This is a genomic window from Flavobacterium sp. 90 (assembly GCF_004339525.1).
Taxonomy (GTDB): Bacteria; Bacteroidota; Bacteroidia; order Flavobacteriales; family Flavobacteriaceae; genus Flavobacterium.
The window spans coordinates 3,667,429-3,686,475 of sequence record NZ_SMGE01000001.1 but is presented as its reverse complement, the minus strand read 5'-3'; the positions used below and the strand labels follow the sequence as shown (position 1 = coordinate 3,686,475).

The following is a 19,047-nucleotide window of genomic DNA, read 5'->3' as shown; positions in this document are numbered from 1 at the left end:
GCAATTAACAAAACATCAAGACATGACTCCATTTATAGCCGAAATTCTGGGTACAATGATAATGATTCTATTAGGGAATGGCGTTGTTGCAAACGTTGTTCTTAAATACACTAAAGGAAACAACTCTGGTTGGATTGTTATCACAACAGCTTGGGCATTTGCCGTTTTTGTGGGCGTGACTATTGCAGGACCAATTAGTGGCGCACATTTAAATCCTATTGTTACGCTAGGTTTGGCTTTGATTGGAAAATTTAATTGGAATTTAGTTCCGTCTTATATTTTTGCCCAAATGATTGGTGCAATGATTGGTGCTTTTTTAGTGTGGTTATCTCATAAAGATCATTTTGCCGCAACAGAAGATGAAGGTGCAAAACTTGCTTGTTTCTCTACATCGCCGGCAATCAAAAACAATGTATCAAATTTAATTAGCGAAGTAATTGCAACTTTCGTTTTGATTTTTTCCATCTTTTATATTGCGGGACCAACTTTACAAATCGCAACTGATAGTACGGCGACAATTGGTTTAGGAACAATTGGAGCACTTCCGGTTGCAATTGTGGTATGGGTAATTGGTCTTTCTTTGGGCGGAACTACAGGTTATGCCATAAATCCGGCAAGAGATTTAGGTCCGAGAATCATGCACGCTATTTTACCTATAAAAGGAAGCAGTAATTGGACATATGCCTGGATTCCGATTCTGGGTCCAATAATTGGTTCTGGTTTGGCGGCTGCACTTTATCTCGTCATTAATTAAGGTTTTACATGTCTTGGACTCTTGTGCAATGTCATTAAATTAAGTTTTTAGGAATAAAATTAATCTCGCAAAGTCTCAATCCCGAGGCGTCGGGAGCGAAGTTTTTTTGAATATGCTCCTGCTGAAGTAGGAAACTATTCAATAAATTTTGTACGCAAAAAAACTAAATCAAATTATCTAAAAAACTTAATTTAATAACATTGGGCTCGCGTGAGGGATAGAAGCTGGCTACCGAAGTAGCGTGTATAGCCCGACAGCATCCTGATAAGAGGGCGTATATGCGCAAAGTAAGTTTGCCCTCTTGTCAGGATGGTGGCACGCCCTGATGATAAAATTTTACATTCTGTTAAAGCCAATTATTTTAAGCAACAAAAACTTAAACCTATCTTTATCAAAGCTTTAAAATCTTTAGCAAAGATAATTTGGTACTTTTAAAAAATAAATATTATTTTTACACTAATTCTATAGGGTTTATCAAGTTATTTATTCGTCTTAATTCAATTAACAAAAAATTAACATGACATTTGTATATACAACTATTAAAAGCTATACATTTGTACATACAAATTATACACTTACAACTATGACAATTGAAGAGGTTATAAAAAGTACAGTTAAGATGGATAATGCGAAAAAAGTTATTCTGAATATCATGTACACGCAAAATGTGATTCAGGATCATTTCAACGAGTTGATAAAACCGTATGATTTATCCGGAGAGCAATATAATGTGTTACGTATACTAAGAGGACAAAAAGGAAATCCTGCTAATATGTGTGTCATACAGGAACGAATGTTGGCAAAAACAAGTAACACAACAAGATTGGTAGACAAATTATTACTGAAGGATTTTGTAACTAGAAATGTTTGTCCGGGCAATCGCCGAAAAATTGAAGTGCTAATCACTCAAAAAGGATTGGATGTTCTTAAAGAATTAGACCCGAAGGTAGATGAACATGAACGTGAGTTTGCCGAAAATATAAGTAAAGAAGAATTAGAATTATTAAATCAGTTATTAGAAAAATACAGAACCAATAAATAAATTTAAAATTATGAGTACATTATTAGAAAATTTAAACTGGAGATACGCAACGAAAAAATTTGATGCAACGAAAAAAGTATCTGCAGAGGATTTAAATACTTTAAAAGAAGCGGTTAGATTAAGTGCTTCTTCATACGGATTACAACCTTACAAGGTTATTATTGTCGAGAATCCAGAAATCAGAGAGCAATTAAAAGCTGCTGGTTACGGACAAACTCAAATTACTGATGCTTCTCAATTATTCATTTTTGCAAATGACTTAAACGCCGGAGCAGATTCTGTAGACGCTTACATTCAAGATATTAGCGAAACAAGAGGTGTTCCTGTTGATGCTTTGGCTGGATTTGCTGATATGATGAAAGGTACAATCGCTAATTTATCTCAAGAAGCTAAAAATGTCTGGACTGCAAAACAAACTTATATCGCTTTAGGTACATTATTGGCTGCTGCTGCTGAATTAAAAATCGATGCTACGCCAATGGAAGGTTTCAATCCTGCTGCATTCAACGAAATTTTAGGTTTTGACAAATTAGGTCTAAACGCATCTGTTATTGCAACTGTAGGTTACAGACATGATGAGGACGAAGCTCAACACTACAAAAAAGTTAGAAAATCACACGAGAATTTATTTATCACTATATAATTATTATTAATCCACAATCAATTTTAACAACATGAAAAATTTAAAAACAATTGCAATAGCATTATTCGTAGCAGCGGCTAGTATCTCAGTAAATGCTCAAACTAAAAAAATCGACGTAAAAGCATCTACTATTAAATGGGTAGGTAAAAAAGTAACTGGAGAGCACTCTGGAACTGTAAACTTCAAAGATGGAGCTGTAGTTTTCAAAGGAAAAAAATTAACTGGTGGTTCTTTCACTGTTGATATGACTTCATTAACTTCTACTGATTTAACTGGAGAATACCAAGGGAAATTGAATGGTCACTTAAAAGCTGACGATTTCTTTGGAACTGACAAATTCCCAACTGCAAAATTAGTTTTCAAAACTATCGGAGCTAAAGCAACTGACGTATATACTGTAACTGCTGATTTAACTATCAAAGGAATCACTAAACCTGTAACTTTTGACATTACTGTAGCTGGAAACACTGCAACTACTGCTTTCAAAGTTGACAGAACTAAATACGATATTAAATATGGTTCAGGAAACTTCTTCGAAGGTTTAGGAGACAAAACTATCAATGATGATTTCGAATTAACTGTAGCTTTAAAATTCTAATATTTTAAACAGTAGAATTCTTAATATTATAAGAAAAACCCCAATGGTTCAATGCTATTGGGGTTTCTTTTTATATTATTTTCAAAAAAATAACATTCTTAATATTTAGATAACACTTTCGTAATAACAGACAGGACATTGATTAACATTGGGCTTCTACTTTTGGGCTGATTAAAAAATCCAAAAAATAGAATCAAAATCATCGTTATGAAAACAAAAATACGTATTGCTATTATCACTTTACTGAGCACTTTTTGTCTACAAGCACAACAACAACCAAAAGGAATTATTGGTAGCTCTAACTGGATGAATAATTGGACTAATTTTAAACCTGCAAACACAGAATATAGCGAAGCTACAAACATCATAGCTGGAACTATTGATAAAGATATGAGATTGACCAAACGAAATACTTATCAATTAGTTGGTGTAGTATACGTTACCAACAATGCAGTTTTGACAATAGAACCGGGAACCGTTATTCGTGGAGATGACAAAACCTGTGGAACTCTTGTTGTTACAAATGGAGCAAAAATTATGGCCGAAGGTCTTGAAACAGATCCTATCGTTTTTACTTCAAACAAAGAAATTACAGAAAGAAGACCTGGTGACTGGGGAGGAATCATTATTTTAGGTAAAGCTCCAATAAATACTATTGGAGGTATTCACATTCTTCCTTTTGATTTGGAACCAATGCTAAATCATTACGGAGGTCCAGATGCCGAAGATAATTCAGGAATTTTAAAATATGTGAGAATTGAATATGCCGGTAGAAAATTAAGTTCATTAAAAGAACTTAACGGACTTTCGTTAGCAGGAGTTGGAAGAAAAACAGTTTTGAGTAACATCCAAATTAGTTTTTCAAATGATGACTCTTTCGAAAGTTATGGTGGAGATCTAGTTATGAATAACTTAATTTCTTACAGAACTACAGATGATGATTTCGATTTTACACAAGGAGTTCAATGTAATATAAGCAACAGTATCGCAATTCGTCACCCATTTTCATCAGATGTTTCAGGTTCAAGATGTTTTGAAGTTGATTCATACGATAAAATTGAAAATACCGATATGACCAAAAAATTAACCAAAATAAACGCAAGTAACATAACTATGGTAAATTTAGAAGAGAACAACCAAGGTCTTGTTAGAGAATCTGTTCATGTTAGAGAAAATACTTTCTTTAATTTAACTAATAGTATAGTTTCAGGCTTTACTCCTTTTGTCATATTAGAATCAAATATTGGAGACGGACAAGCGAATTTGTCTAAAATAACATTCAAAAATCTAATTGTAAACAATTGCAACGGAGGAATTACAAGCGAAGCAAGTGGCGGAAATGCTGCAATTCAAAAATATTACGGCGATCCGGCATTATTAATAGATTACACTACAATGAAAAATATTGAATTGTTTACAACGCCAAATATCAAAGGAAATCCGGACTTTAGAATCAACCAAAACAATACACTTGCGATTGGAAATTAAGAACTTAAAACAACTTATTTATTTGAAATTTAACAAATTTTAGAATTTAGAAAAGTTTTTTTTGAAATTTTATGTATTCTAATTCAAATTACATTTATATATTTGCCATATCAAAATAAAGAAATGAAAACATTAATGAACAATACTTGGTGGTGGAAGAATTTACGTCAAACGTCGTGAACAAAGCTTCCTATGGTATTTTCAAAACTATAAATATAAAAGGCTTGTCATCACGACAAGCCTTTTTTTTTGGTCCAAATTCAAGCGAAAACATAATTAAAAATTAAAAACAACATACTTTGAAACCTTTTATACTCAACACAAACTACAAACAAATTCTGGCAGATACCATTACGCCAGTTAGTATTTATTTTAAAATTAGAGATAAATTCCCGAATAGTTTATTACTGGAAAGTAGTGATTACCACGGAAATGACAACAGTTTCTCTTACGTTTGCTGCAACCCGATTGCGACAATCAAAATCGAAAACGAAATTATCTCTAAAACTTTTCCTGACGGAACTACGGAACAAATTGCTATTGATGCAAACACAAATATTCCAGAAGTAATTCAGGAATTTTCAAGTCAGTTTAAATCGGAGAAAAATGACTTTAAATTCATCAATAATGGTTTATTCGGTTACATTTCTTATGATGCCGTTCGTTATTTTGAGAAAGTTTCGATCGCTAAAAAAGACAGCGCTACTTTAATTCCGGATGTTTTTTATGCGGTTTATCAAAACATCATTGCGATAAATCACTTCAAAAACGAAGCTTACATTTTCTGTCATAGTGTAGACGGAAAAAACAATATCTCGGAAATTGAACAATTACTACAATCCCGAAATATTGCTTCATATAAATTCACCAAAGAAGGCGAAGGTTTCTCTAACTTAACTGATGAAGAATTCAAGCATAATGTGGCTTTAGCCAAAAAACACTGTTTCCGCGGAGACGTATTTCAATTGGTTTTATCACGTCGATTTACACAAGGTTTCAAAGGCGACGAATTCAATGTTTACCGCGCTTTAAGAAGTATTAATCCATCTCCTTATTTATTCTTTTTTGACTATGGAGATTTCAAAATATTTGGATCTTCGCCCGAAGCACAAATTATCGTAAAAAACAGAAAAGCTGAAATTCATCCAATCGCAGGAACTTTCAAAAGAACCGGAAATGACGAACGTGATGCAGTTTTAGCCAAAGAACTTTCGGAAGATAAAAAAGAAAACAGCGAACACGTTATGTTGGTTGATTTAGCCAGAAATGATTTAAGCAGAAACGGACACGATGTGAATGTGGAGAAATACAGAGAAGTTCAGTTTTTCTCGCACGTAATTCACTTGGTTTCAAAAGTTACAGGTCATTTACACGAAAAAGCTACCACAATGCAAGTTGTTGCAGATACTTTTCCGGCAGGAACTTTGAGCGGAGCACCAAAACACAGAGCGATGCAATTGATTGAAGATTACGAAAAAACAAATCGTAATTTTTACGGAGGCGCAATTGGCTTTATGGATTTTGAAGGCAACTTTAATCACGCAATTATGATTCGAACTTTCCTAAGTAAAAATCATCAATTACATTGTCAGGCCGGAGCCGGAATCGTAGCAAGTTCTGATGAAGAAAGCGAAATGCAGGAAGTTTACAATAAATTAAGAGCATTGAATACAGCGCTTGAAATGGCGGAGAAGATTTAGTATTCAGTCGCAGTTTTCAGTCGCAGAACTTGAAACCTGAAAAAAATAAACCACAAACTATAAACCCTATGAGAAATTTAATTGCAATTGTTATCACTTTCGTTCTTTTAATATCATGTGAATCTAAGAAAGAATCAAACGTACTTCCGTTAACAGGAACCTGGCGTCTGATATCAGCAGAAACGACAGAAAAAGATTCAACGTTCTCGACTTTCAATCCAAAGACAAAAATGATTAAGATTATAAATGATACTCATTTTGCTTTTTTCAATCATGATTTACACAACGGCAAGGATTCAACAAATGCAGTATTCTTTGGCGGAGGCGGAAAATATACTTTGAAAGACAGTGTTTATACTGAGAATCTGGAATATTTCAATAATCGTCAATGGGAAAATGGAAAGTTTGAATTTGTAGTGAAAATTAAAAATGATACTCTAATTCAAAAAGGAATCGAAAAAGTAGAAAAATTAGGAATCGACCGCATTATTACTGAAAAATACGTTCGAGAAAAATAAAAAAAGTATTCAGTCGCGGTTTACAGTCACAGTAAAAAAACTTAGTAACTCAGAACCGAAGCTTCGGGATAGAAACTTAGAACCTCAAGAAAAATGAAAAAAATATTAGTTATAGACAATTACGATAGTTTCACTTATAATTTAGTACACTATTTAGAAGATTTAAATTGCGAAGTTACCGTTTACAGAAACGACGAATTTGATATTGATGAAATCGCTTCTTTCGATAAAATTCTACTTTCTCCAGGTCCCGGAATTCCTGATGAAGCAGGTTTATTAAAAGCGGTAATCGCAAAATATGCTCCAACAAAAAGCATTTTGGGAGTTTGCTTAGGACAACAAGCAATTGGAGAAGTTTTTGGCGGAACACTTTCTAACCTTGATAAAGTATATCACGGCGTTGCAACGAATGTAAAAACCGTAGTTTCAGATGAAATTTTATTCGAAGGTTTAGGCAATGAATTCGAAGTTGGAAGATACCATTCCTGGGTTGTTGATGCCAATTTGCCAGATGTTCTTGAAGCAACTTCAATCGACGAAAACGGACAAATTATGTCGCTAAGACACAAAACTTTTGATGTAAGAGGAGTTCAGTTTCATCCGGAAAGTGTGCTTACGCCAAAAGGGAAATTGATTTTGGAAAATTGGATTAATAGTTAGATGTTAGTCAAAAGTTTTAAAGTCGAAAGTCATAAAGTCACATATTATAGCTTAATCTTTCCGTCTTTAAAACCAAAAAATATCTAATAACAAATATCACAAGTCAGAAGACTTTAAGACCTTCGACTTTAGACTTTAAGACTCAAAAAAATGATAACTATTTCAGAAACTAAAGAAATCAATATTGAAGACATATTGGTTTTATACAAAGCAAACGAATGGAGTTCAGCAAATAAGCCAAACGAATTGCATAACGGTCTTTTGAATTCAGAAACTTTGATTACGGCTTGGGAAGAAAAGAAATTAGTAGGACTTGGCAATGCGATTTCTGATGGATTCTTAACCGTTTATTATCCACATTTATTGGTGCTTCCGGAATATCAGGGAAAAGGAATTGGAAAATTGATTATGGATAAAATGCAAGAGAAATACAATCACTTTCACATGCAAATGCTAACCGCCGACGGAAGATCTGTTGACTTCTACAAGAAAAACGGATTTGAAAGAGCCGGAAAAACAGAACCAATGTGGATTTATCAGGGAGATGAACATTAAAAAAGTAAACAGTCGCAGTCACAGTTTTCAGAAAAACTTAGTAACTCAGAACCTTAGCAACTTAGAACCTTAAAAAAAATGAAAAATATATTAAATAAACTAATCAATCACGAAGTGCTTTCAAAAGAAGAAGCCAAAGATGTATTGATTAATATCTCAAGCGGACAATATAATCCAAGTCAGATTTCGGCATTTTTGACCGTATTTATGATGCGAAGTATTACGATTGAAGAACTTTCGGGTTTTCGTGAAGCATTATTAGAATTATGCATTCGCGTCGATTTATCAGCTTACAATACCATCGATTTATGTGGAACTGGCGGTGACGGAAAAGACACTTTTAATATCTCGACTTTAGCATCGTTTATTTCGGCAGGAGCAGGAATAAAAGTAGCCAAACACGGAAATTATGGAGTTTCATCGATTTCAGGATCAAGCAACGTGATGGAAAAAATGGGAATCAAATTCAGCAATGATCCTTCGTTTTTAGAAAATTGTATTGATAAAGCAGGAATCTGTGTTTTGCACGCTCCCCTATTTCACCCGGCAATGAAAAACGTTGGACCAATCCGTAAAGAATTAGCGGTAAAAACCTTCTTTAATATGTTGGGACCAATGGTAAATCCATCATTTCCACAAAATCAATTGGTTGGTGTTTTCAATCTTGAATTGGCGAGAATGTACGCTTATTTATATCAAAATACCGATATCAATTTCACGATTTTACATTCGCTTGACGGATATGACGAAATCTCCTTAACGGGTCCAACCAAAACGATCACATCACATATGGAAGGAATGTTGAAACCGGAAGATTTTGGCGTTAGACTTTTATCACAAAGCGAAATCGAAGGCGGAAAAACCATCGAAGAATCGGCTGATATGTTTATCAATATTCTATCAGGAAAAGGAAACGAAGCACAGAATAATGTGGTTTGCGCAAATGCCGCAATGGCAATCGCAACGGTTACAAAATGTTCTCCGCTTGAAGGATTCGAATTGGCAAAAGAAAGTTTATTCTCCGGAAAAGGACATCAAGCACTCAAAAAACTACAAGAGTTATCTCTTTAAAATTAAAAACTTAGTACCTCAGTACCTTAGAAACTTAGCACCTTAAAAATGAATATTTTAGATAAAATAATATTTGACAAACAAAGAGAAGTTGTTCTTAAAAAATCGATCATTCCGGTTTCGCAATTGGAAAGTTCAGTGTTTTTTGGAAGAGAAACCATTTCTTTAAGTCAAAAACTAAGAACAAGTTCCACTGGAATTATCGCAGAGCACAAACGTCGTTCTCCTTCAAAATCAGTAATCAATCATAGTTTCACGGTTGAAGAAGTTGTAAAAGGCTATGAAAATGCGGGAGCTTGCGGAATTTCTGTTTTAACAGATGGAAAATATTTTGGAGGTTCACTTGACGATTTACTTTTGGCAAGAGCGAGTGTAAATATTCCGCTTTTGCGAAAAGAATTTATTGTCGACGAATACCAAATTCTGGAAGCCAAAGCTTTTGGTGCCGATTTGATTTTACTAATCGCAGCAGTTTTAACACGCGAAGAAATTAAATCATTATCTGAATTTGCAAAGAAATTGGGTTTAGAAGTTCTATTGGAAGTTCACAATCAAGAAGAATTAGAAAAATCGATTATGCCAAGTTTAGACATGATTGGTGTAAATAACAGAAACCTAAAAACCTTCGAAGTAAGTTTAGATTTCAGTAAACAATTGGCATCACAAATTCCAGATGATTTTGTAAAAGTTTCCGAAAGCGGAATTTCATCAATCGAAGCCATCTCAGAACTTAGACCTTATGGTTACAGCGGTTTCTTAATTGGAGAAAACTTCATGAAAACCGACAACGCCGGAAAAGCCGCAACAGAATTCATAAGCAAGCTATAATTAAGTTTGCCACGAATTACACAAATTAGCACGAATTGAATTAGCGAAAATTCGTGTAATTCGCGGCAAAAACTAAACACAAAGCTTTGCAAACTTTTGCGTTTGTAAACATTACAATAGTAAAAAAATCTTAGCGCTCTTTGCGGTAAAAAACACACAGAAAAAACACAATACAATGAAACTCAAAATATGCGGCATGAAATATCCTGATAATATCCTCGAAGTAGGTGCACTCCTACCCGATTATATGGGATTTATTTTCTGGGAAAAATCCGCAAGATACTTTAACGGAACAATTCCGGAATTAATTGGAACAATAAAAAAAGTAGGCGTTTTTGTAAACCAAACACAAGAAGAAATTCTGGAGAAAGTTGCAAAATACAATTTACAAGCTGTTCAATTACACGGAAATGAATCTGTTGAATTTTTATCAGAATTAAAAAATCAATTACCAAAGAAAATCGAAATCATAAAAGTATTTTCAGCCGATAATGATTTTGATTTCGAAATTATAAAACCATTCGAATCGGTTTGCGATTTCTTTATGTTTGACACAAAAGGAAAATTACCCGGCGGAAACGGAACCACATTTGACTGGACGATCTTAAAAAAATACAAGTCTGATAAACCCTTCTTTTTAAGCGGCGGAATCGGAATCAACGAATTAAAAGCTATCGAAGAGATTTCAAAAACAAATCTTCCTATTTATGCTGTCGATATAAATAGTAAATTTGAAATCGAACCCGGGCTAAAAAACAGAAATCTATTTAGCAATTTCAAACGCAAATTTGATGTTGCCAACTTTTAAAATTGGAATAAAATGAATTTTAACGTTAACGAAAAAGGATATTACGGAGAATTTGGAGGAGCTTACATTCCTGAAATGTTATATCCAAATGTTGAAGAATTACGCCAAAACTATTTAAAGATAACCAGCGAACCGGATTTTAAAGCAGAATTTGACCAATTGTTAAAAGATTACGTTGGACGCCCAAGTCCGCTTTATTTTGCAAAGCGTTTATCTGAAAAATACAATACCAAAATCTACTTAAAAAGAGAAGATTTAAACCATACGGGAGCGCACAAAGTAAACAATACAATTGGACAAATATTGGTAGCAAAACGTTTGGGTAAAAAACGAATTATTGCCGAAACCGGAGCTGGTCAACATGGTGTAGCGACTGCAACAGTTTGCGCACTTATGGGATTGCAATGTATCGTTTATATGGGCGAAATAGACATTGCACGTCAGGCACCAAACGTTGCTCGTATGAAAATGTTAGGCGCTGAGGTTCGTCCTGCACTTTCGGGTTCAAGAACTTTAAAAGATGCTACAAACGAAGCGATTAGAGATTGGATTAATAACCCGGTTGACACACATTATATTATTGGATCTGCGATTGGACCACATCCTTATCCGGATATGGTAACACGTTTTCAAAGTGTGATTTCCGAAGAAATCAAATGGCAATTAAAAGCAAAAGAAGGACGTGAAAATCCTGATTATGTTGTCGCTTGTATTGGTGGCGGAAGTAACGCTGCAGGAACTTATTATCACTTTTTGCATGAGCCAGAAGTTGGAATTATTGCCGTTGAAGCAGCCGGAAAAGGCGTTGATAGTGGTCATAGTGCGGCAACAAGTAAATTAGGTAAAGTAGGTGTTATTCATGGTTGCAAAACCCTTTTAATGCAAACTCCAGACGGACAAATTACCGAGCCATATTCGATTTCGGCAGGTTTAGATTATCCCGGAGTTGGACCAATGCACGCACATTTGGCACAAACCGGACGCGGCGAGTTTTTCTCTGTGACTGATGATGACGCGATGAATGCAGGTTTGCAATTGACAAAACTAGAAGGAATTATTCCGGCGATCGAAAGCGCGCATGCTTTTGCGGTTCTAGATCAAAAGAAATTTAAACCAACAGATATTGTGGTAATCAGTCTTTCTGGACGTGGCGACAAAGATCTAGACAATTATATTGATTATTTTAAATTGTAATAAAAATCGTAATTTGGGCGTTCTCCGCCGCCGCGGATCGGGTTATTCCTAACGCAAAAAACAAACAACGAGAAAAATAGTAATTATGGAAAAGTTATTCTCTTACGGAACATTGAGATCGAAACAAATTCAAATGCAGATTTTTAATAAAGTTCTAACCGGAACTCCTGATCAGTTATTGGGTTATAAACTAAAAAGTCTCCAAATTGAAGAAGAATTTGGAATGGCTGATTATGTTGTAGCGGTAGCAAACGCAGATTCTTCAGATCCTATTCATGGTGTTGCTTTTAATATTTTGGCTTCTGATTTAGCCAAAGTAGATATTTTCGAATCTAATGCTTATAAAAGAGTTCAGGTCGAGTTAAAATCCGGAACAGTTGCCTGGGTTTATATCGAAAATAAATAAAAATCCAAATGATTTTAGCAGCAGCGCAAACAAAACCTACGCGAGTAGATATTGAAGCCAATTTATCAGACCATTATCGTTTTATTGATTTGGCGGTACAAAATGGAGCACAATTAATTGCATTTCCTGAATTGTCGATTACCGGTTATGAAAGAGAATATGCCCAAAAACTAGCTTTCAAAAAAGATGATTCCCGATTGGATCACTTAAAAAAATTATCAGTCGAAAATAATATTATTATTGTTGTCGGTGCTCCAATTCAAGTAGACTCAGAATTGTTTATTGGGGAATTTATTATTTCTCCTGATAATTCAGTTCAAATCTACACGAAGCAATTTTTACATGAAGGTGAAGACGAATTTTTCCAATCTTCATTCGATTATAATCCGATGGTGACTATTGAAAATCAAAAGATTTCATTTGCTATTTGTGCTGATATTGACAATCCGTTACATCCTGAAAATGCCCGTAAAAGAGAAACCAATATTTATATCGCCAGTATTTTCTTTTCACCAAACGGAATTCCGAATGCATATCGCGATTTACAAAGTTATGCACAGAAACACGAAATGAATGTTTTGATGTCGAATTTCAGTGGAGAATCCTGGGGATCTCCTTCGGCTGGACAAAGTGCTTTCTGGAATAACAAAGGTGAATTGGTTGCTCAAATGAATGATTCAGATTCCGGATTATTATTGATCGAAAATCAAAATGATAATTGGACAAGTAAAATTGTAAAAATATAATGCCACAGATTTCACAGATTAAATCAGATTTAATTATTATTTTTTTAGAAGAATCTGCGCAAATCGGCTTAAATCAATTTAAATCTGCGTGAAATAAATTTATAGCTAATCAGTGAAAATCTTTTAATCAGTGGCAAAAACAAAACCTAATAAAATACCTAACAGGTTTTGGAAACCTGTTAGGATAAAAACGATATTAAAATGAACAGAATAACTCAAAAATTACAAGAAGATAAAAAGATACTTTCGATTTATTTTTCTGCAGGATATCCTAATTTGAATGATACGGTTCAAATCATTCAGGATTTAGAAAAAAATGGCGTTGATCTAATCGAAATTGGTTTGCCATTTAGCGATCCTTTGGCTGATGGACCAACCATTCAGGCAAGTTCAACAACGGCGCTTCATAACGGAATGACGACTCAAATTCTATTCGATCAACTGAAGAACATCCGCGAAAGCGTAAAAATTCCGTTGATTATTATGGGATATTTTAATCCAATGTTGCAATACGGAGTTGAAACATTCTGTAAAAAATGTGCCGAAATTGGTATCGACGGATTAATCATTCCGGATTTACCTGTTGATGTTTATGCAGACGAATACAAAGCAATTTTCGAAAAATATGGCTTAATAAATGTATTCCTGATTACGCCACAAACTTCTGACGAGCGTATTCGTTTTATCGACAGCGTTTCAAACGGATTTATTTATATGGTAAGTTCTGCGAGCGTTACAGGATCTCAATCTGGTTTTGGAAATACTCAGGAAAGTTATTTCGAAAGAATTGGAAACATGAATCTGAAAAACCCGCAAATTGTAGGTTTTGGAATTTCGAATAAAGAAACTTTTAATCAGGCTACTAAATTTGCAAAAGGTGCCATTATTGGAAGTGCTTTTATAAAACATTTAAGCGAAAATGGTTCTGGAAAAATTAGCGAATTTGTTAGCGAGATTAGATAATTAATTTTTCTTCTAAATATACAATAACTTCTAGTTTGTCGATTTCGAGAAACGACAAAATTGCGTTAATTACAAAGCTGAAATAATATTACGAGTTATATTATTTCAGCTTTTTCGTTATAAACATTAGCCTTAAAGAGTATTTTAGCTTAGAAACGACTACACGGTTTTCTGTTAATATTATGTTAAAACAAAATTAAACAAGTGTTTAAATTAAACACTTGTTTAATTTTGTACCCGATTAGAAACAATACCATGTCAAACATCGAATTAAACGATAAAAAAATTCAGATTCTTGAAGTGGCCGAAACGCTATTTTCTGAAAAAGGATTTGAAGGAACATCGATACGGGATATCTCAAAACATGCCAAGATTAATATTGCCATGGTTTCGTATTATTTTGGCTCTAAAGAAAGGCTTCTCGAAGCTTTAATTATTTACAAAACATCTGATTTAAAACTAAAACTCGAAAATTTATTACAAGAAAATCTAGAACCTATAGAGAAAGTCAATAAATTAATCGAAATTTACATTAATAGAATTAATTGTAACAAAGGAATTTTCAGGGTGTTACACTTTGAAATTAATGCAGAAAAGAGAGAAAAAAGCTTTATTGCGTTTACAGAATTAAAAAAAGGAAATTTAAAATCTGTTGAAAGCATTATAGCACAAGGTCAGGAAAAGGGTGTTTTTAGAAAAGATGTTATCATCCCGCTAATTACTCCAACTATTATTGGAACTTTTTTTCACTTTCATATGAATAAACCTTTTTTTGAAGAATTATTAAATTTAAATACAGAAGAAATGTACAACGAGTACATTAAAACCAGTCTTACGAAGCACATTCAACAAACTATAAAAGCGCTACTTGTTTATGAAAATTAGTCAATTAATGCTCTTTGGAGTTTTCTTTATCGGAATATCTTCAGTAGAAGCACAAGAAAAAACAAGTTTAACCTTAGACGAAGCCGTTAAATTGGCCTGGGAAAAAAGTAACGAAGTTACGCTTGCCAGCACTAAGGTAAACACAAAAAAGTACGAATTACAATCGGTAAAAAACAATCAATATCCTGATATTAAACTTTCCGGACAATATCAACGTCTTACAAAAGCATCGATTGATATGCCAAATCAGGGAGAAAGCAAATCACTTGCATCTCCTGACAGAGCAATGCTTGGAATGGCAAATTTAAGCCTTCCTCTTTTTGCAGGATTTAAAATTCAAAATAGCATTGAAGCTTATGATAATTTATACGAAGCTGAAAGTGCAAATGCATCTAAAACTAAAGAAGACGTTGCTTTGAGAGTTATTACGTATTATACTGCGTTATACAAAGCTCAAAAAACTTTGGATGTTTTAAATGAAAATCAAAAAAGCGCTAAACAACGTGTTACTGATTTTACAGAATTAGAGAAAAACGGAATTATCCCAAGAAATGATTTATTGAAGTCACAATTATTAGTTTCAAAAACGCAATTATCTATTGATGAAGCTAATAACAATCTTAATAATATCAACTTCTATCTGACTACCTTATTAAAGTTGGATCCAAGTACAAAACTTCAGGTTAATGAAGATGATTTCTTTAATTTGAAAACGAGTAATGCACCAACATCTGATGCATTAGCATTGCAAAACAGAAAAGATTTAGAAGCTATTCGTTTCCAACAAAAAGCATCTGAAGCAAATATTAGAGTTGCAAAAGCTGCTTATTACCCTACTTTAGCATTACTTGGTGGTTATACTGCTTTAGATCTTAAAGACATTATTACTGTAAAATATGCAATGAACTTTGGATTAGGTTTAACTTATGATATCTCTGGAATTTACAAAAATAGTTCTCACGTAAGAGAAGCTGAAAGCAGAGCTTTGGAAGTTAAAAATACAGAAGCTGTAATGACTGATCGTATTAAAGTTGAGGTTCAAAAATCTATTGAAGATTATGACTTAGCTATTAACCAAAGTGTTGTTTATGATGAAGCGCTTCAACAGGCATCTGAAAATTACAGACTTGTAAAAGATAAGTTTGACAATGGTTTAGCAGATACCAATGATTTGGTTGAAGCTGATGTTGAACAACTAAGTGCCAAAATTAATACTGCTGTTTCTAAAGCAACAATCATTCAAAAATATTACGAATTACTATCCGTATCAGGACAATTATCTCAATCATTCAATCTTTCTAAAATATAATCGATAGCTCTCATGGAAAAGAAAAAAACAAATACTAAATTCATCATTATACTAACCGTTTTGGTTTTAGTGGGCGGAACTTACGGAATAACAAAATACTTACACGCACAAGCACACGAAGAAACGGATGATGCTCAGATTGAGAAAAAAATGAATCCGATTATTCCTAGAGTTTCCGGATATATTAGTAAAGTGTATGTAAAAGATAATGACTTTGTAAAAAAAGGAGATACTTTATTTACTATCGATAAAAGAGATTACCAATTAAAAATCGACGAAGCTAACGCTGCTTTATTAGGTGCTGAAGGTCAATACGAAGCTGCAAAAGCTGATATTGGAAGCGCAAATGCAAGTATTTCAGTTTCTGATGCTCAAATGAAATCTGCAACCGGTTCTATCGAAAGTGCAAAAATTAGATTGAGACAAATTACAAACGATTACAACCGTTACAATAATTTATACAAAACACATACGATTACAAAACAACAATACGAGCAAGCATTATCTTCAAAAGAAGAAGCTGAAAATCAAGTTCGTGTTTTGGAACAACAACAAAAAGCAAGTTCTTACCAAAAATCTGTAATTGAATCTAAGTCAAAAGCTTCTGACAAACAAACTGAAGTTGCTGCCGCAAACATCAAAAAAGCAAAAACAATGCTTGATGTTGCGCATTTAAATCTTAGTTATACTGTAGTTACTGCTGCAATCGACGGTCAGGTTTCTAAAGTAGATATCCAACCGGGACAATTGGTTCAACCAGGACAATCTTTATTTTATATCATCAATAATAATGAAGCTTGGGTTGTTGCTAACTTTAAAGAAACGCAATTAAACAAGATGATTGTTGGACAAAAAGTAAGTTTAAAAGTTGATGCTTATCCAAACTACGAATTCAAAGGAATTGTTACTTCATTTTCTCCTGCAACAGGATCTCGTTTTTCATTATTACCTCCTGATAATGCGACAGGAAACTTTGTAAAAACGATTCAGAGATTGCCAGTAAAAATTAGTTTAGATGAATCAAACGATCCTGAAAAAGTAAAATTACTACGTCCGGGAATGAATGTTGATGTAGATGTACATTTAAAATAAAATATGGCAACAGCAGTACAAGCAGATGACGATTTAGTAGAATACGGTTATAGACGTGTAATCATTACGATTACTGCAGTACTTTGTGCACTGTTAGAAATTGTAGATACCACGATTGTAAACGTAGCTCTAACAGACATGCGAGGTAGCCTTGGTGCTACTTTAACTGATGTGGCTTGGGTAATTACAGCATACGCAATTGCGAATGTTATTGTAATTCCGATGACGAGTTGGCTTTCACAGCAATTTGGTCGACGTAATTATTTTGTGGCTTCGATCATTATATTTACAGTCTGCTCCTTTTTATGCGGAAATGCCAGTAACATTTGGGAACTAGTTGCCTTTCGATTCGTACAAGGTATGGGTGGTGGAGCATTACTGGTAACAGCCCAAACGATTATTACCGAAAGTTATCCTATAGCAAAACGTGGTATGGCGCAAGCTATCTACGGAATGGGTGTAATTGTTGGTCCAACATTAGGTCCGCCTTTGGGAGGATATTTAGTAGATAATTATTCTTGGCCTTATATTTTCTATATCAATATTCCGTTGGGAATTATTGCAACTATTTTGGCGCTTACTTTCGTAAGAAGTCCAAAATATGGTGAGAAATTAAAAGCAAATCAGGTTGACTGGTGGGGAATTATATTATTAGCCGCTTTTATTGGATCACTTCAATTTGTTTTGGAACATGGACAACAAGACGATTGGTTTAATGATTCACTTATTGTAACCCTTAGTGTTGTTACGGTTCTTGGATTGATTTTATTTGTTTGGAGAGAGCTTACTTATAAATATCCAATCGTAAATTTAAGTGTTCTAAAAGATGGAAATTTAAGAATTGGTACTGTAATGTGTTTTATTCTTGGTTTTGGTCTTTATGGATCAACCTTAATTATTCCGATCTACACGCAATCTATTTTAGGATGGACCGCAACAGATGCCGGATTATTATTGATTCCAGGTTCGATTACAACAGCGATTATGATGCCATTTGTGGGTAATATGATTCAAAAAGGAGTTCCGCAAGGATATATGGTTGGAGTTGGATTTTTAGTTTTCTTCTTCTTTACCTTTATGATGCAAACTCGTATGACTCCAGATACTGGTGTTGAACATATGTACTGGCCTTTAATCTTAAGAGGAATTGGTTTAGGATTACTATTTGTACCTATTACAACACTTTCGCTTTCGACTTTAAAAGGAAAACATATCGGTGAAGGAGCCGCGTTTACCGGAATGATGAGACAATTAGGTGGTTCATTTGGTATTGCGATTATTACCACTTTTATCACTCGTTTAAGTCAGGAACACAGAGTAAATTTATTGACCAATTTAGACCCTGCAAAATTCGATGTTCAGCAACGTATTGCAGGAATGCAAAGAGCTTTTATGTCTAAAGGATATAGCGCTGATGTTGCACTGAAAAAAGCTTATCAAGCACTGGAATATTCAGTAATGAAACAAAGTACAGTAATGGCCTACATGGATATTTTTATGTACTTAGGAATTATGTTCCTATGTTGTATACCAATTATTCTTTTAATTAAAAAAGGAAAGAACAAGATTAATCCTGCTGATGCAATGCATTAATAATAATTGATTTATAATACGAAAAAGCCGAACTATTTATTTAGTCCGGCTTTTTTATTTTAATTTATTTTCAAAAAAAATTAGAAATATACTATCTGTGCTAATCCGAAGGGATTGAAATCCCTACCTAACATATTTTCAAACCTTATGGAATTGAAATTCCCAGCATACAATATTTTCTAACCTGAAGGGAT

20 protein-coding genes are annotated in these 19,047 nt (G+C 33.8%); all 20 read left to right on the top strand.

From position 1 onward, the window contains the following. Nucleotides 1-22 precede the first annotated feature (22 nt). Entirely contained in the window at nucleotides 23-754 is a 732-nt protein-coding gene (locus C8C83_RS15540; RefSeq protein ID WP_121329337.1) for an MIP/aquaporin family protein, read from the top strand. A gap of 583 nt (nucleotides 755-1,337) precedes the next feature. After that, a complete protein-coding gene (locus C8C83_RS15535; protein ID WP_121329336.1) occupies nucleotides 1,338-1,796 on the top strand; it encodes a MarR family transcriptional regulator in 459 nt (152 codons plus the stop codon). A 10-nt stretch (nucleotides 1,797-1,806) separates the two neighbouring features. Continuing rightward, the gene (locus C8C83_RS15530) at nucleotides 1,807-2,439 is read left to right on the top strand and encodes an NAD(P)H-dependent oxidoreductase (RefSeq protein ID WP_121329335.1); all 633 of its coding nucleotides are present in this window, start codon (nucleotides 1,807-1,809) and stop codon (nucleotides 2,437-2,439) included. A gap of 31 nt (nucleotides 2,440-2,470) precedes the next feature. Further along, a complete protein-coding gene (locus C8C83_RS15525) occupies nucleotides 2,471-3,037 on the top strand; it encodes a YceI family protein (RefSeq protein ID WP_121329334.1) in 567 nt (188 codons plus the stop codon). Nucleotides 3,038-3,244: 207 nt separating this feature from the next. After that, on the top strand, nucleotides 3,245-4,525 hold the full coding sequence (locus C8C83_RS15520) for a hypothetical protein (protein ID WP_121329333.1): 1,281 nt from the start codon (nucleotides 3,245-3,247) through the stop codon (nucleotides 4,523-4,525). 299 nt (nucleotides 4,526-4,824) lie between these two features. Further along, a complete protein-coding gene (locus C8C83_RS15515; RefSeq protein ID WP_099709040.1) occupies nucleotides 4,825-6,225 on the top strand; it encodes an anthranilate synthase component I family protein in 1,401 nt (466 codons plus the stop codon). A 68-nt stretch (nucleotides 6,226-6,293) separates the two neighbouring features. Then, nucleotides 6,294-6,743, top strand: coding sequence for a hypothetical protein (locus C8C83_RS15510; protein WP_121330067.1), 450 nt, complete (start codon nucleotides 6,294-6,296; stop codon nucleotides 6,741-6,743). 93 nt (nucleotides 6,744-6,836) lie between these two features. Further along, entirely contained in the window at nucleotides 6,837-7,403 is a 567-nt protein-coding gene (locus tag C8C83_RS15505; protein WP_099709042.1) for an aminodeoxychorismate/anthranilate synthase component II, read from the top strand. Nucleotides 7,404-7,553: 150 nt separating this feature from the next. After that, nucleotides 7,554-7,958, top strand: coding sequence for a GNAT family N-acetyltransferase (locus C8C83_RS15500; protein ID WP_121329332.1), 405 nt, complete (start codon nucleotides 7,554-7,556; stop codon nucleotides 7,956-7,958). 78 nt (nucleotides 7,959-8,036) lie between these two features. Continuing rightward, on the top strand, nucleotides 8,037-9,029 hold the full coding sequence (gene trpD / locus C8C83_RS15495) for an anthranilate phosphoribosyltransferase (RefSeq protein ID WP_121329331.1): 993 nt from the start codon (nucleotides 8,037-8,039) through the stop codon (nucleotides 9,027-9,029). A gap of 48 nt (nucleotides 9,030-9,077) precedes the next feature. Then, entirely contained in the window at nucleotides 9,078-9,857 is a 780-nt protein-coding gene (trpC, locus tag C8C83_RS15490) for an indole-3-glycerol phosphate synthase TrpC (protein ID WP_132011805.1), read from the top strand. Between the two features lie 175 nt (nucleotides 9,858-10,032). Then, nucleotides 10,033-10,665 carry a phosphoribosylanthranilate isomerase gene (locus tag C8C83_RS15485; RefSeq protein ID WP_121329330.1) on the top strand — a complete coding sequence of 211 codons (633 nt, stop codon included), beginning with the start codon at nucleotides 10,033-10,035 and terminating at the stop codon, nucleotides 10,663-10,665. A gap of 12 nt (nucleotides 10,666-10,677) precedes the next feature. Further along, nucleotides 10,678-11,859, top strand: a complete 1,182-nt coding sequence (trpB, locus tag C8C83_RS15480) for a tryptophan synthase subunit beta (RefSeq protein WP_121329329.1) — start codon at nucleotides 10,678-10,680, stop codon at nucleotides 11,857-11,859. Nucleotides 11,860-11,944: 85 nt separating this feature from the next. Then, entirely contained in the window at nucleotides 11,945-12,265 is a 321-nt protein-coding gene (locus C8C83_RS15475) for a gamma-glutamylcyclotransferase family protein (protein ID WP_121329328.1), read from the top strand. An 8-nt stretch (nucleotides 12,266-12,273) separates the two neighbouring features. Further along, nucleotides 12,274-13,011, top strand: coding sequence for a carbon-nitrogen hydrolase family protein (locus C8C83_RS15470; RefSeq protein WP_121329327.1), 738 nt, complete (start codon nucleotides 12,274-12,276; stop codon nucleotides 13,009-13,011). 201 nt (nucleotides 13,012-13,212) lie between these two features. After that, nucleotides 13,213-13,974 (top strand): tryptophan synthase subunit alpha, encoded by a 762-nt coding sequence (gene trpA / locus C8C83_RS15465; protein ID WP_121329326.1) that lies wholly within the window; start codon nucleotides 13,213-13,215, stop codon nucleotides 13,972-13,974. 255 nt (nucleotides 13,975-14,229) lie between these two features. Continuing rightward, nucleotides 14,230-14,859, top strand: a complete 630-nt coding sequence (locus tag C8C83_RS15460; RefSeq protein ID WP_121329325.1) for a TetR family transcriptional regulator — start codon at nucleotides 14,230-14,232, stop codon at nucleotides 14,857-14,859. Next, entirely contained in the window at nucleotides 14,849-16,168 is a 1,320-nt protein-coding gene (locus C8C83_RS15455) for a TolC family protein (protein WP_121329324.1), read from the top strand. The genes C8C83_RS15460 and C8C83_RS15455 overlap by 11 nt, the downstream gene beginning before the upstream one ends. A gap of 12 nt (nucleotides 16,169-16,180) precedes the next feature. Continuing rightward, on the top strand, nucleotides 16,181-17,260 hold the full coding sequence (locus C8C83_RS15450) for an HlyD family secretion protein (protein ID WP_121329323.1): 1,080 nt from the start codon (nucleotides 16,181-16,183) through the stop codon (nucleotides 17,258-17,260). Nucleotides 17,261-17,263: 3 nt separating this feature from the next. Continuing rightward, nucleotides 17,264-18,853 carry an MDR family MFS transporter gene (locus C8C83_RS15445; RefSeq protein WP_121329322.1) on the top strand — a complete coding sequence of 530 codons (1,590 nt, stop codon included), beginning with the start codon at nucleotides 17,264-17,266 and terminating at the stop codon, nucleotides 18,851-18,853. The last annotated feature ends 194 nt before the right edge of the window (nucleotides 18,854-19,047 follow it).